This is a genomic window from Bacteroidales bacterium (genome assembly GCA_029210725.1).
GTDB lineage: Bacteria > Bacteroidota > Bacteroidia > Bacteroidales.
Genome location: JARGFM010000028.1, coordinates 31,094 through 45,536, shown reverse-complemented (window position 1 = coordinate 45,536; position 14,443 = coordinate 31,094). Strand labels below are relative to the sequence as shown.

Annotated in this window: 10 protein-coding genes and 1 riboswitch; of the genes, 5 read left to right on the top strand and 5 right to left on the bottom strand. The window is 51.0% G+C overall.

Annotation, left to right across the window (positions count from 1 at the left end):
- Window positions 1-211: 211 nt before the first annotated feature.
- Both P1P86_13580 and P1P86_13575 read right to left on the bottom strand, forming a co-directional pair.
- The gene (locus P1P86_13580; GenBank protein ID MDF1576214.1) at window positions 212-1,099 is read right to left on the bottom strand and encodes a hypothetical protein; all 888 of its coding nucleotides are present in this window, start codon (window positions 1,097-1,099) and stop codon (window positions 212-214) included.
- Between the two features lie 33 nt (window positions 1,100-1,132).
- Window positions 1,133-2,620 (bottom strand): NAD(P)/FAD-dependent oxidoreductase, encoded by a 1,488-nt coding sequence (locus P1P86_13575; protein MDF1576213.1) that lies wholly within the window; start codon window positions 2,618-2,620, stop codon window positions 1,133-1,135.
- Window positions 2,621-2,771: 151 nt separating this feature from the next.
- Between P1P86_13575 and P1P86_13570 the strand changes: the two genes are divergently transcribed.
- The 4 genes from P1P86_13570 to metH all read left to right on the top strand — a co-directional run bounded on the left by P1P86_13570 (window position 2,772) and on the right by metH (window position 9,527).
- The gene (locus P1P86_13570) at window positions 2,772-3,215 is read left to right on the top strand and encodes an SRPBCC family protein (protein ID MDF1576212.1); all 444 of its coding nucleotides are present in this window, start codon (window positions 2,772-2,774) and stop codon (window positions 3,213-3,215) included.
- Window positions 3,216-3,250: 35 nt separating this feature from the next.
- Window positions 3,251-4,147 (top strand): DUF3078 domain-containing protein, encoded by an 897-nt coding sequence (locus P1P86_13565; protein ID MDF1576211.1) that lies wholly within the window; start codon window positions 3,251-3,253, stop codon window positions 4,145-4,147.
- A 145-nt stretch (window positions 4,148-4,292) separates the two neighbouring features.
- Window positions 4,293-4,392, top strand: a riboswitch (SAM riboswitch).
- A 112-nt stretch (window positions 4,393-4,504) separates the two neighbouring features.
- Complete coding sequence (locus tag P1P86_13560) at window positions 4,505-5,803, top strand: O-acetylhomoserine aminocarboxypropyltransferase/cysteine synthase (GenBank protein MDF1576210.1); 1,299 nt, start codon at window positions 4,505-4,507, stop codon at window positions 5,801-5,803.
- A 37-nt stretch (window positions 5,804-5,840) separates the two neighbouring features.
- A complete protein-coding gene (gene metH / locus P1P86_13555) occupies window positions 5,841-9,527 on the top strand; it encodes a methionine synthase (protein ID MDF1576209.1) in 3,687 nt (1,228 codons plus the stop codon).
- A 4-nt stretch (window positions 9,528-9,531) separates the two neighbouring features.
- Here metH and P1P86_13550 read toward each other — a convergent pair whose 3' ends face one another.
- Window positions 9,532-9,909 carry a hypothetical protein gene (locus P1P86_13550; protein MDF1576208.1) on the bottom strand — a complete coding sequence of 126 codons (378 nt, stop codon included), beginning with the start codon at window positions 9,907-9,909 and terminating at the stop codon, window positions 9,532-9,534.
- A 22-nt stretch (window positions 9,910-9,931) separates the two neighbouring features.
- The gene (locus P1P86_13545; protein ID MDF1576207.1) at window positions 9,932-13,051 is read right to left on the bottom strand and encodes a hypothetical protein; all 3,120 of its coding nucleotides are present in this window, start codon (window positions 13,049-13,051) and stop codon (window positions 9,932-9,934) included.
- A gap of 100 nt (window positions 13,052-13,151) precedes the next feature.
- Between P1P86_13545 and P1P86_13540 the strand changes: the two genes are divergently transcribed.
- Complete coding sequence (locus P1P86_13540; protein MDF1576206.1) at window positions 13,152-13,769, top strand: WYL domain-containing protein; 618 nt, start codon at window positions 13,152-13,154, stop codon at window positions 13,767-13,769.
- On the opposite strand, the gene P1P86_13535 is transcribed toward P1P86_13540, so the two are convergent.
- Complete coding sequence (locus P1P86_13535) at window positions 13,757-14,296, bottom strand: DUF255 domain-containing protein (GenBank protein MDF1576205.1); 540 nt, start codon at window positions 14,294-14,296, stop codon at window positions 13,757-13,759. The genes P1P86_13540 and P1P86_13535 overlap by 13 nt on opposite strands.
- Window positions 14,297-14,443 lie beyond the last annotated feature (147 nt).

Genomic DNA, 14,443 nt, shown 5'->3' with positions numbered 1-14,443 from the left:
TCCTATGTTCCCGATAGAAACCTTGTGGCTAAATACATCATGCAGAAATAAAGAGCAATTTCGGATTGAAGATCAATATGGACCCGCTCCTCTTTAAGCGGAAAGCCCTTACTACAAGTTAGCACTTATAATATGAAGGACCTGCACACTTTTAAGGACCTGCACGCTATTAAGGGCCGGCACGCTATTAAGGACCGGCACCCTGAAACTTCTAGACAACAATGCTTACCCCCTGAAGCTGCAGCTTTTCCAGCTGCCAGGCGGGAATCCGGTTTCCCATGACATTCAGGTAGGTCAGATGGGACAGCTCAAACAGGGGGGAAAGATCATCCACATCGTTATAGGAAATATCCAGCACCTGCAGGACAGTCAGGTTGTACAGAGCATCGATAAGGCCAATCTGGTTGTTGGAAAGATACAGGCGCTCCACCTGACGGAGCTCTCCCAGTTCAGTGATATCAGTCAGGTTATTGTTGGAAAGGTCCACAGCCCTGGCATAATGGCAGGCCGAAATACCGTCCAGATCCTCCAGCTCATAATCGGCCATTTCGATCTCCTCCATATCCTCCAGCAGGTACATGGGGAAGTCCACGTTCAGGTTGCCATACACCCTTCTTTTCAACACAGAAACAAAGCTTCGGGGGTCCATTCCTGAATCTTCATCCTCCTCCCCTTCAAATTCCTCGCCGGCCATGAAGTAAGAGTAACCATCGGCACTATCGTCCCAGCCGAACTCCTCGGCCAGATCCTCATCCGTAATCACAGAACTCAGGATCACATGACCGGGCTCCAGGTTCTGCACAGTGAGTATATGGGACATGGAATAGAGGGCCTCAAAATCTTCACTGTTACGCGCCTTCTCCAGCTGCTCCAGGTTCTGACTGAGGCGGTCAGGATGATAGAGCATGATCAGCCGGGAAAATATCTTGCTGATCTTCTCCTCCTGGCAAGGGGTATATTCATTGACCACCCTCTGCATGGCACGAAGGGCATCATATTTCTTGTCCCGGAAGAGCCCGATGATGCGTCCCGATACCAGGCCCAGGTTCTCTGCGGTATAAGCCTTTTTCAGATTATTGTATAGCTCTCCGGTTTCCATAGCCCGAAAGTAAAAAAATCGGCCATGCTCTGCTTACTCCGTCCTGAATTTCTTTTTATCTTTTTTAGTGATCCACTGAAAGAGCCACTTGCCCGACTGTGCCGATGGAGGCAATCCTCCGCCGGGAAAAAGCCACTGCCCGGCCAGAAAGAAATTATCAAGTCCTTTTACTCTGTCCGGAAGCCTCCTGGTCATATTCTTGCTTGTGGGCAGGAATCCCTCGTAGGCTGCCCGGTGGACTCCGGTATACCGGATATTGGTAGGGGGGGTGGCCACATCCACCACCTCAATATTTCCCTGTACATCCGGATAGAGTTTTTCAAGCTTCTCGGTTGCATCCGCAGCAATCCTGGCTTTCTCGGCATGGTATTCCTTCTTGTCCATTCCTTCCCATATCTCAAAAGGGGAATCGAACAGTAACTTCATGACACACTTGCCCGCAGGGCATATTAAGGGATCGTGGTTGTAATTGGAAACCCCGTATCCGGTGGTCAGAACGGTGCTGCCAATGGATTCACCCGGTGCAATAAGCTGATAAGTATGGTACTTGGTCTCCACTCTGCACCTGATACCAAAGGAGACCTGGACAATGGGCTTAAAAAGAGGCCATTCAGCAAAAGCCTTTTCAATTTTCGGTGTAAGATACTTTCCCTCAAGCATATCATACATCAGCGCATGCAGATCGCAGGCGCCAATAATATAATCCGCATACTTGAGGGTCCCGTCAGTCAACCTGACCCCCACAGCCTGTTTCCCCAGAGTAATAATCTTCTCCACCCTTGATCTGCCGGTAAAAACACCTCCCAGTGCTTTATACTTATCCGCCATACGCCTGGTGAAGGGCATGGATCCACCAAGGGGGTAACCTGCATTTTTCTGAGAGAACCAAAGCAAAGTAAACAGAAAAGCTATAGCGGAAAAATCCTCCATTCCTGCACCTATTCCCAGAAGCCCTTCGTTTAACTTTTTATTCCGGAAATTCAGTTTCTTGAAATAATCTCCCAGGGAGGTTCTTCCATATTTTATAAACAGCCTTACTGCCGAAGCACTTCTTCGCATAAACCGGGCATAATCCAGGACACCTCTTCTGAAGGAAGGATCCCCGAACATTTCCATGGTGGCCATTCTCCGCATATCCTCACACATCCTTCCTATAGGTTCTCTGTCTTCCGGGGCCATCTCCACCAGATACTTCTCCCAGCGGTCAATATCCGCATAAATGATAAAGTCTTCTCCGTCGGGCATGCGCAGGGTGGCAAAGGTTTCCGGATCCCAGATCCTGGTTTGTTTATCCAGTGCCCCTGTTTCTTGCCAGATATCATAAAAAGGGCCGGAAGCAGTGCCCACCAGCCAGTGAATGCAATAGTCGAAAGTATAACCCTTTCGTTTCCAGGCCGTGCATTTCCCCCCGGGCAAAGAATGCATCTCCAGAATCTCGTTATCGTAGCCATTAAGTTGCCCGTATATGCCACAGGAGAGTCCGGCCACTCCACCACCGATTATAATCACTTTTTTTTGCATAACAGTTCTTTGATTCTGAACAAATATATAAAGCTCCCCGGCCCAGGATAGAAATACGACAGAATATCGGTAAAAAATCGGAAAACGGTTAAAAAAAAGGGTCAAACAAATTATGGATTATATTTGTTATAGCATTTAAAATTTACCCGGCATGAGATACACCTGCGAAATCCTGATCCATAAACCCCGCGCAGAGCTTATTGAATTATTCTCCAATACCGAAAACCTTTCTAAGTGGCAGCCCGGGTTTCTCAGTCTGACCCACCTGGACGGAAAGCCCGGAGAGGAAGGGGCCCGAAGTGAACTGGTCTACGAAAGCAGGAAGGGCGATCTGGTGCTGACTGAGTGCATTCTCAAGAAAAATTTTCCGGAACAATTTCATATGACTTATAAATCGCGCGGTGTGAACAACAGGGTTGAAAACTGGTTCACGGAAAAGGAACCGGGGGTCACCCTCTGGCAAACGGTAAACAGCTTCCGCTTCAGAGGCATGATGAGGCTGATGGCCCCCTTTATGAAACAGGCCTTCATACACAACACCATGCTGCATATGGACCGCTTTAAACTATTTGCCGAAAATCCTGATATACGCTAACTTTCATATACGATTACAAAAAAAAACTCTGTCTCATGAAGAACAAACTGCTGGTAATATCCATCGCTCTTCTGTCCCTTGCTGCTTATGCACAGGGGCAGGAGCCTGCTGATACCTTATGGAAATTCAACGGAACCACCTCTCTAAACCTGTCCCAGCTTTCACTGACAAACTGGGCTGCCGGTGGTGATAACAGTCTCTCCGGAAATGCCCTGGTAAACCTGTCGGCCAACTATGCCGAAGAAAAGACTAGCTGGGAGAACAAACTGGTCCTTGGATTCGGCCTGGTCAAACAGGGCAATGATCCAAGCCGTAAGAGCGATGACCAGATCGATTTTGCTTCCAAACTGGGAATAAAAGCCAGTGAGAAATGGTTCTATACGGCCCTGCTGGGATTCAATACCCAGTTTGCAGAAGGATATGACAGGCCCGGGGAAGACGACCGCCTGAAAATCTCCTCTTTCATGTCGCCTGCTTACCTGAGCTTCTCTCTGGGGATGGATTACAAGCCATCGGATGTTTTCTCCCTTTTCCTCTCCCCTGTCTCCGGTAAATTTACCTTTGTACTGGACGAGGATCTCTCGGCAGCCGGCTCTTTCGGCCTGGTGGCGGGACAAAAATCGAGAGCCGAACTGGGTGCCTATGTGAAGATGGCCATTCAGAAGGAGGTACTGAAGAATGTGACCCTGGATACCAAGATCAATCTCTTTTCCAACTACCTGGATAATCCCCAGTATGTGGATGTAAACTGGGATCTTATACTCAGTTTTAAAGTAAATGAATACCTGTCGGCCTCCCTGCTGACCCAGCTGATTTACGACTACGACATCAAGTTCGGCGAAGACACCACGGGCGACGGGAATTTCGACACCTTCAGTGAAAAGGTGCAGTTTAAGGAACTCTTCGGACTGGGACTGAGCTATACCTTCTAATCTGAATTATATTTAGGCTTAATCATCAGTAATTCAAGAGATAAAGTCAGTCTGGTCTAAATAAAAAGAGGAAAAGCCGCCAGGACCGTTTGATTTTAGCCGGACTTCCGCATATCTTTATCCCATCAATTTGCATAATGTGCGATTGTTATTGAGAAGGGGTAAGAGATTAGGCTCACTGATCCCCTGGCAACCCGCTACCAGGCGAAGGTGCCACAACCTAACCCGCAAGGGAGTAATAACAAAAAGAGAAAGCATGAAACAGATTCCTTTTATCTATCCGGTTCCGCCTATGGGCATGGGAAGATTTATTTTCAGCTAGCAACTTTCAATTTCCAGCATTTAAAAACAAAGCTAATGAGTACAACATATAAAAACTTCGAGACCCTGCAGGTCCATGCAGGACATACCCCCGATCCGGTCACTCATGCCCGGGCGGTCCCCATTTATCAGACCACCTCCTACACCTTTAACAGCTCGGAACATGGTGCAAAGCTGTTTGCCCTGAAAGAGTTTGGCAATATTTATTCACGGATCATGAATCCCACCAATGATATTTTTGAGCAGAGGATCGCTGCCCTGGAGGGAGGGGTGGCCGCACTTGCTGTTTCATCCGGACATGCCGCACAATTTCTTACTTTCAGTACCATCCTGCAGCCGGGCGATAACATTGTGAGCAGTCCCTATCTGTACGGGGGTACCTACAACCAGTTCAAAGTCACTTTCAGGAACTATCAATGGGATGCCAGATTTGCCGGCTCCCTGGAGGTGGAGGATTTTGAGAAACTGATCGATGAGAGGACCCGTGCCATCTACCTGGAAACCATCGGTAATCCGGGATTTAATATACCCGATTTCGAAAAGTTTGCCGCGCTTTCCGTAAAATATGATATTCCGCTGGTCGTGGATAATACCTTCGGGGCCGGAGGTTATCTCTTCAGGCCCATCGAACATGGAGCAGCCCTTGTGGTGGAATCGGCTACCAAGTGGATCGGCGGACATGGCAGTTCCATCGGTGGAGTGATCGTGGACAGTGGCAATTATAACTGGGGAAACGGGAAGTTCCCACAGTTTACCGAGCCCAGCGAAGGCTATCACGGATTAAAGTTCTGGGAGGCTTTTGGAAGCGACAGTCCCTTCGGAAACATTGCCTTTATTATCAAGGCGCGCGTAGAGGGCCTGCGGGATCTGGGACCCAGCCAGAGCCCCTTCAACTCCTTCCTGTTTATTCAGGGACTGGAAACTCTTTCTCTCCGGGTCGAAAGGCATGTGGAAAATACCCTGGCCCTGGCCAGGTGGTTACAGAAACATCCCCGGGTGGATCAGGTAAATTATCCGGGGCTCGAGGAGAGCCCTCATTACAAAAATGCCAAAAAATATCTCCCAAAGGGAGCCGGCGGAGTTCTTTCTTTCACACTGAAAGGTAAGAAAGAAGAGGCTGTCAGGCTGGTTGACCAGCTTAAAATGGTCAGTCACCTGGCCAATGTGGGTGATGTGAAAACGCTTATCATCCAGCCTGCTGCCACTACCCACCAGCAGCTGTCGGAGGAAGCCCAGCTTGCAGCCGGAGTCTCTCCCACCCTGCTGAGGGTATCGGTGGGCGTGGAGCATATTGATGATATCATTGCCGATTTCAGGCAGGCCCTTGAAGCATAGTGCAGCTCTCTCCAAAAATGAGTAATTTCGGGGGATAATGACCAGGAACAGCAGAACTGAAATCAGCAGCATACTGAAGGAGCGCATCCTTTTGCTCGACGGTGCCATGGGCACCATGATCCAGCGTTATAAGCTCACAGAAGAGGATTACCGGGGGAAGCGTTTTCAAAAGCATCCCTGCGATCTGAAAGGCAATAATGACCTGCTGTCCCTGACCAGGCCCCAGGTGATCCGGGAGATCCATGAAGCGTACCTGGAAGCCGGTTCGGATATCATTGAAACCAATACCTTTAATGCGACCTCTGTCTCCCAGGCCGACTACCAGATGGAAGGGCTCGTTTATGAAATAAACTTTGAATCGGCCCGGATCGCAGCAGAAGTCGCCGCCGCCTACAGTCAGCTTACCCCTCACAAACCGAGGTTTGTAGCAGGTTCCATAGGACCTACCAATAAAACCACCTCCCTGTCACCCGATGTAAATGATCCCGGGTTCCGGGCCATCTCCTTCGACCAGATGAAGGCCGCCTATAAAGAACAGGTCCGTGGTCTGGTGGAAGGTGGTGTGGACCTTTTGCTGGTGGAGACCGTATTCGATACCCTCAATGCGAAAGCGGCCCTCATGGGCATCGAAGAATACCTGGAATCGGCCGGAAGAAAAATCCCGGTGATGGTTTCAGGAACCATTACCGATGCCAGCGGACGTACCCTGTCGGGACAGACCCTGGAGGCCTTTATGCACTCCCTGAGTCATGTGGAGCTGCTTTCCATAGGGCTGAACTGTTCCCTGGGTGCCCGGGAGTTGCGCCCCTACCTGGAAGAGATGTCGGGAAAATCCGGCTTTTTTACCTCGGTGCACCCCAATGCCGGGCTTCCCAACCAGTTTGGGGAATACGATGAATCTCCGGAAGAAATGTCCTTGCAGATCAAGGACTTTATCGATTCGGAGTTTGTGAATATTGTAGGAGGATGTTGCGGGACCACCCCGGAGCATATCAAAGCACTTGCTGCACTGACCGCAGCGGGAAAGGTCCGGCAACCGGCTGAAACAGTGCCCTATCTGACCCTCAGCGGACTGGAACCGCTTACTGCTTTTGAAGGATCTAATTTCATCAATATCGGGGAGCGCTGCAACGTGGCCGGTAGCCGGAAGTTTGCCCGGCTGATCCGTGAGAAAAAATACGAAGAAGCTCTGGAGATTGCCCGCAGGCAGGTGGAAGATGGCGCTCAGATACTGGATATCAACCTCGATGATGCCATGCTGGATGCCGGATATGAAATGCCTGTCTTCCTGAATCTTCTGCTGGCCGAACCGGAGATCTCCAAAGTCCCTCTGATGATCGACTCTTCAAAATTTTCCGTGATTGAGACCGGACTGAAATGCATACAGGGGAAGGCCGTGGTAAATTCCATCAGTCTGAAGGAGGGTGAGGAGGTGTTCCTGGAGCAGGCCGGGAAAATCAGGTCCTACGGCGCTGCAGTCATCGTGATGGCCTTTGATGAAGAGGGTCAGGCCGACAGCTATGAAAGACGCATAGAGATTTGTGAGAGGGCCTACAGGCTCCTGACTGAAAAAATTTCTTTTCCTCCAGGCGACATCGTTTTTGATCCCAATGTACTGACCATCGGGACCGGTATGGAAGAGCATAATAACTATGCACTTGACTATATCTCAGCCACCCGCTGGATCAAGGCTAACCTGCCCTTTGCCAGAGTTAGCGGGGGGATCAGCAACCTCTCTTTTTCCTTTCGCGGGAACAATGTGGTCCGGGAAGCCATCCACTCGGTATTCCTCTACCATGCGATTAAAGCAGGGCTTGATATGGGAATCGTAAACCCCGGCATGCTTCAGGTTTATGATGAGATCCCTGAAGAGTTGCTGGAATATACCGAGGACCTGGTCCTGAACCGCAGGCCGGATGCTACAGAACGGATCATAGAATACTCCTCAGGACTGGAACAGGTAGAAAAGGTCGAAGAACGGAAGGATCTCTGGAGGGAAAACCCGGTAGAGGAACGGCTGAAACATGCCCTGATTAAGGGAATCACCGAGTATATCGAAGCAGATGCCCTGGAGGCCCATCAGAAATACGGACTGGGACTGAAGGTTATCGAGGGCCCCCTGATGAGGGGAATGAATGTGGTAGGAGACCTTTTCGGGGATGGTAAAATGTTCCTTCCCCAGGTGGTCAAGAGTGCCCGGGTGATGAAACGTGCGGTAGCCACCCTTCTCCCCTTCATCGAGCAGGAGAAAGCCGGCGGTGATCCGGGGAAAAGCCATTCGGCCGGAAAGGTGCTGCTGGCCACTGTAAAAGGGGATGTACATGACATCGGAAAGAATATTGTAGGCGTGGTGCTGGGATGCAACAACTACGAGGTGATTGATCTCGGAGTGATGGTCCCCACCGAAAAGATCCTGGACGAAGCAGAAAAACAGCAGGTGGACATCGTGGGGCTCTCCGGACTGATCACCCCGTCTCTGGAAGAAATGATCCATGTAGCCCAGGAAATGGAGAGGCGCCAGATGAAACAGGCTCTGTTAATAGGTGGTGCCACCACCTCAAAGATCCATACTGCCGTCAAGATCGAACCTGCATACCAGCAAGCCGTCGTCCATGTGAAAGATGCTTCCAGGAGCGTGGCTGTGGTCAGCTCACTACTCTTGCCCGAACGGGAGGCTTCCTATACCCGGGGAATCAGGGATGAGTACAGCAGCTTAAGAGACACTTATGCAGATGCCGGCAGGGAAGTCCGATACCTCTCCCTGAAAGAGGCCAGAAACAGGGCCCTGCGCATTGCCTGGCCGGAAAGTGAAATTTCACCTCCCCGGCAGACCGGCATACAGACCCTCTCTGATTTTTCCATGGAGGAGATCAGTAAATACATCAACTGGATCTTCTTTTTCACCACCTGGGAACTCAGGGGGAAATTTCCGGAGATCTTCGAGCACCCTGCATATGGCTCAGAGGCCCGAAAACTATATGAGGACGCGCAGGAAATGCTGCAGCGGATCATCCGGGAAAAATGGCTTACTGCCAATGCCGTATTTGGTATCTTCCCGGCCCAGGCCGAAGGGGATGATATCCTGATATACGAGGATGAGAATAGGCAGAAGGTCCGAACCCGCTTTTGCAATCTCAGGAACCAGACCCTGAAAGAAGAGGGCCAGCCCAATCTTTGTCTTTCTGATTTTATCGCTCCGGCATCGTCAGGGCTTAAAGATTACCTCGGGGTCTTTGCAGTGACTGCCGGTATCGGCATCGAAGAAAAGCTGAAGGAGTTTGATGCCCATCACGATGACTACTCCTCGATCATGCTGAAGGCTCTGGCCGACCGTCTGGCAGAGGCTTTTACAGAGCTGCTTCATAAGGATATCCGTACTAAGCACTGGGGCTATGCAAGCGGAGAAGAACTGGAGCTGCCAGATCTGTTCCGGGAAAAATACCACGGAATCAGGCCGGCACACGGCTATCCGGCCTGTCCGGACCACTCAGAAAAGAAGGTGCTCTTTGAACTGCTGAAGGCTGAAGAACAGGGCATACATCTGACAGAGAACTACTCCATGTTGCCGGCTGCATCGGTGAGCGGACTAATTTTCGCACATCCCCAATCCAGGTATTTCTTTGTGGGAAAGATCAGCAGGGACCAGGTGCAGGACTATGCCCGGAGAAAAAACCTGAGCCCTGCCCAGGCAGAGAAACTGCTGGCTTCAAACCTGAATTACTAAGCTCTCAGTCCAGGTCTGCCGAATTTCGCTCACGGTCCACCTCCAGCCTGGCCCGGTTGTTAATTAAATCGGCCACAATCTTCCTGCCCCGGATGGAGACATCTTTACGGGTGGTGATTTTCTCAATACGGATATGCGGAATATCCACGGGAATGATCCGGATCCTCCCGGTGGAGAGCCAGGCCTCAACCACATAGGTGCCCTTGACCAGACGAAGCCGCTTTCTCCTTCGAATGCTCATGGCCCGGACGACTTTCACCTCAGCGCCCTGAATCACCAGGTTGAGTATGCTGCCGGAACGGTTAGAAATAAGCAGTCTGCATTTCCCTCTTTTCCCGGGATCAATCCTCCGGACTCCTGTGCCACTGTTGTTTTCCACCATCAATTAAGTAAAAATAGCATTTTCATCTGATCAATGAAATCTGATCCGCCTGCACCTGCTCGCTGTAACGTTTCCATTCATTTTCTTTAAAATGGCCGATCATCTCCATGGACTTATCAGCCTGGGATATATACTGATCCAGCTTCTTAAGCTGGTTTTCTGTCAAAGGCCGGCCCGAAGCGGTGATGCCATTGGTCCCTCTCATCTTTACAAACAGGGCATCCGGAGGTTGATAGATTCCCTGCACGGACTCATTTATGAAAACCTGCCCGGATATCCGGTCCAGCTCCTTCTTCATCAGCTTCGTTACCTCTTTAAGGCCGTCGGATGGATGATCACCTGTTAGTTTTTCCACCAGCTCATAACTCTCTTTGCACTCCCGGATGAATGTCAGGGCCTCGTTCAGGGAATGCATCCGGTCCAGCAAGAGATCGCTCTTCTCCTGCTTCATTTTCATCCCGGCCATATCGTACTCCCTCCTGGGATCCGCCTCCACACGGAGGAAGGTCCAGGCTGTATCCCCTTTGTAGGAGATTTCTAAGCGGTAACGGCCTGGAAGCACCGGGCCACCACCGCCCGGTTCGCGGTTCTCAGTGCCGGGCCCACGCTCACTGAAGTTTAGCCTGACCCCTTTCCTGTCAAGGTTCCAGACCATGCGGTTCAATCCGTTTTCAGGAAGCCTTTTCAGGGTGCGTACGGGCTTCATCTCCTGGTCCATCACGGTAAGGGTCACGCTGTCCTTCTTCTCCTCCCCGGAACTCTCCTCCACCCGGGCATAATAGGAAATCCTGGCACCCCTGGGCCGGTTTTCGCCTTCGAAGTAGGCATCACCGGAAAAATAGTATCCGGGGGCATTCCTGGTATCGGCCAGGTAAGCCACCGGAGGCTCGAACAGGGATATACCCGATGAGGTGATTTGATCAAACTTCCCGGCCATCACGCGCAGGGGACTGATATCATCTATGATATAGGCTGCCCTTCCAAAGGTTCCTATCACCAGATCGTGTTCCCGGGGGTGAATCACCAGGTCCATGGTGGGGACCGTGGGGTAGCCCACGGTCCACCTGGTCCATTGCGCCCCTCCGTCGATGCTTACCCATAAGCCGTGTTCGGTTCCCAGAAACTGAAGGCGTGGCTCTTCCGGATCCTGCACAAAGGAAAGCACAAAGCCCTTCACCTGTGAAGGCCCCACCACCCTCTCCCACCGCTTTCCATAATCGGAAGTATGGAACAAATAGGGCGCATAGTCGTTCTGCCGGTAGTTATTTACCACTACCCAGGCCTCTCCCCTGTTTATTTCGGAAGCTGTAATCTGCGGCACCCACGCACCTTCCGGCAGTTCTTTGATCCCCGGGGCGCAGTTGGTCCAGGATTCCCCCCCGTCGGTAGTCAGCTGGATATTCCCGTCATCGGTACCTGCCCAGATCACCCCCTCTTCAAGCGGACTGGGCGAAATGGCCAGGATACAGGTATGATTCTCGGCCCCGGTCACATCGTAGGTGAGACCACCACTCTCATTGAACTTCTGCTTGGCGGTATCGTTGGTACTCAGATCGGGAGAAATGATCATCCAGGAATCGCCCCGGTCCTCACTCTTATGTAAAAACTGGCTTCCGAAATAGATGGTATTCGGGTGGAAGGGGTCCTGGGCGATGGCCGAGTTCCAGTGAAAGCGAAGCTCTGTATCACCGTCAGCGGCAGGCTTAATATCCAGGCTGTTACCCGTTTCGATATCGATCCTTCGAACATTTCCCTGTTGCGACATGGCATAACATAAGCCGGGTTCGCCGGGTACCGGCAACACATCAAAGCCATCTCCTCCCATCAGAAACTCCCAGTAAGTATTGATTATTCCTCCACTGCTCCAGAGATAGCCGGGCCCCTTCCATGAACCGTTGTCCTGCATCCCGCCATAGACATTATAAGGCAGCTCCATATCGGTGCGTATATGGTAGAACTGCGACACAGGCAAGTTGCTTACATGTCGCCAGCTTTTCCCCCGGTCGTAAGTAATGGCCATGCCCCCGTCGTTTCCATCAATCATAAAGTCGGGATTTCCGGGATCTATCCACCAGGCATGATGATCCACATGGATCTGCTGTCCCAGCAGGGTGGAATAGCTCTTCCCCCCGTCCTCGCTCACATTTACCGGGGAGAACAGGGTATATACCCGGTTCTCGTTGGCCGGGTCGACATAGATCTCCGAATAGTAGAAGGGCCGGTTGCCCATATTCCTGTCGCCGCGTTTCGTCCAGCTATACCCCCCGTCGGTGGAACGGTAAATGGCATTCTTTTTAGATTCAATCAAGGCGTAAACATATTTGTTATTCCCCCGGGCAATGGCCAGTCCGATCCGGCCCAGTTCTCCCCGGGGAAGTCCGTCGTCGGAGCTCAGCTGCTTCCAGGTTTCACCGCCGTCCACGGTCATATGCAAACCGGAACCCCCGCCACCCGATTTGAAGAACCAGGGCCAGCGCCGGTGCTCCCACATGGCCACAAAGAGTTTATCGGGATTCCGGGGATCCATGACCATATCGGCCACCCCGCTCAAGTCATTTGCATACAGGATCTGCTTCCAGTTCCTTCCTCCGTCGGTGGTCTTATAGACGCCTCTTTCGGGATGAGGCCCCCAGGGGGAGCCGATGGCTCCCACATAGACCACCTCCGGATTTGAAGGGTGCACCAGGATCCGGTGTATATGCCGCGTGCGCTCCAGCCCCATCAGGGTCCAGTTCCTTCCTCCGTCCAGGCTCTTATAAATCCCATAACCGCCATTCAGGCTGTTCCTGGGATTGCCTTCCCCAGTTCCGGCCCAGATGATATCCTCATTGGAAGGATCGATGGCCAGGGCTCCGATGCTGGAGACCTCCTCCCTGTCAAAAAGCGGCGTGAAATTCACCCCGCCATTCTCCGTCTTCCACAATCCGCCCGATGCGGTTCCTATATAGAATACAGCATTGTTCCTGTTCTCCACATCAATGGCAGTGACACGTCCGCTCATTCCGCCCGGACCGATGCTTCGGGCCTTCATCCCTTGTAGAAGTTCCATATCCAGGGGCTGGGCTTTCAGGGATATGATCAGTAAGAGCATAAAAACAGAGGAGAAAAAACGCTTCATAATGTCCGGATTGGATTTAAGCATTTAAGTTAATATTTTTTCCTTCCCCATACCGATCCGGAGTCTGATTATCGTATTAAGTATTCAACAGGAAAGACTATTTTTAAAAGATAAAAGAAGCCATATGGATCATTCGAAAAAGAAGCAGGGATTTATTCATTACAGCCAGTCACCGGAAATCAAGGGCATCCACTACCTGGATCCCATTATCCGGGCCATTGAACAGGAGGAGGTGCTGCGGCTCTACTACCTCCCCTTTTATGAGGACAAACCCTATTTTAACGAAGTGCACCCTTATCTGCTTAAGGAGCACGAATCCAGGTGGTACCTGATCGGTCTCAACGACTTCAAAGGGAAGATGCGCACCTACGCACTGGATCGCATCCGGGACCTGCAGGTCGTCAAAGGAACCGCCTATAAAGCTCCGCATTTTAAGGTGGAGGACTATTTTAAGTATGCCATCGGGATCATGGCGCCGGAAGGCACTCCTCCTTTGATCAAGCTGGCGGTTCAGCTTACCCAGGCACAGTACCTGATCACCAGGCCGTGGCACGATTCACAGAATATTGAAGAGGAAAATGAGGAACGGGTCGTGTTCAGTTTCCGGGTTTTTCCCACCTATGAGTTCCGTTCCCTGGTCCTTGGTCTGGGTAAAGATGCTGCCGTCCTGGAGCCCCGCTCACTGAGAGAAGAGATCAAGCAGGAACTTGAAAGCATGTTGAAGCATTATCAGAGGCTCTGAATCACCGTTTTCTCCTTTGCAGCCAGACTGGCTGAGAACTCGTCAAAAGTCTGATTCCTGTATGCCCCATCGGAATAGTAGGCCAGATAGATCCGGAACTGATCCGCGGTTTTATAGCCCGGGGCCGCTTCCAGGACTTTACCCTGTGCATCCACATAGGAAATAGTGGGATATGAGAGTCTTCCACGGGTCACGATGGCAGCCACCTCATGATAGCCCCTGCGGCCATTATCCACAAACTTAAAGGTGCGATCCCCTATAATTATATCCTCTTTCCCCTCTGCATTCAGTTTGACCGGGTAGAATTGCGCATTCATCATCTCAATCACTTCAGGATCAGAGAAGGTAGTGGCATCCATTCGTTTACACCACCCACACCAATCGGTATATACATCAATGACAATTACCCGGGGTTCTTTGCCGGCCAGTTGAAGGGCCTCCTCCATGGAGTGCCACTTAATTTTTTCCTGGGCATGAGTATACAATCCAAGCGCAAGTATTCCCAGGATCAATAAGACCTTCTTCATATCGGTATCCGTTTAATATTATACTGGTACAGTCGTTTCAGGAACTACATCCTTACAAAATACAGGTGACTCAGACTACGAAAATAGGAATTTTTTGAATATCCGGCCATTGATCTTATTCACTATGTTTTATAAAACGCTTCCGCC

Bases quoted from the DNA above. Each gene is read 5' to 3' on its own strand.
- P1P86_13565 (MDF1576211.1), top strand. From the start codon at position 3,251: ATGAAGAACAAACTGCTGGTAATATCCATCGCTCTTCTGTCCCTTGCT.
- P1P86_13550 (MDF1576208.1), bottom strand. From the start codon at position 9,909: ATGGTGGAAAACAACAGTGGCACAGGAGTCCGGAGGATTGATCCCGGG.
- P1P86_13560 (MDF1576210.1), top strand. From the start codon at position 4,505: ATGAGTACAACATATAAAAACTTCGAGACCCTGCAGGTCCATGCAGGA.
- P1P86_13580 (MDF1576214.1), bottom strand. From the start codon at position 1,099: ATGGAAACCGGAGAGCTATACAATAATCTGAAAAAGGCTTATACCGCA.
- P1P86_13575 (MDF1576213.1), bottom strand. From the start codon at position 2,620: ATGCAAAAAAAAGTGATTATAATCGGTGGTGGAGTGGCCGGACTCTCC.
- P1P86_13535 (MDF1576205.1), bottom strand. From the start codon at position 14,296: ATGAAGAAGGTCTTATTGATCCTGGGAATACTTGCGCTTGGATTGTAT.
- metH (MDF1576209.1), top strand. From the start codon at position 5,841: ATGACCAGGAACAGCAGAACTGAAATCAGCAGCATACTGAAGGAGCGC.
- P1P86_13545 (MDF1576207.1), bottom strand. From the start codon at position 13,051: ATGCTTAAATCCAATCCGGACATTATGAAGCGTTTTTTCTCCTCTGTT.
- P1P86_13570 (MDF1576212.1), top strand. From the start codon at position 2,772: ATGAGATACACCTGCGAAATCCTGATCCATAAACCCCGCGCAGAGCTT.
- P1P86_13540 (MDF1576206.1), top strand. From the start codon at position 13,152: ATGGATCATTCGAAAAAGAAGCAGGGATTTATTCATTACAGCCAGTCA.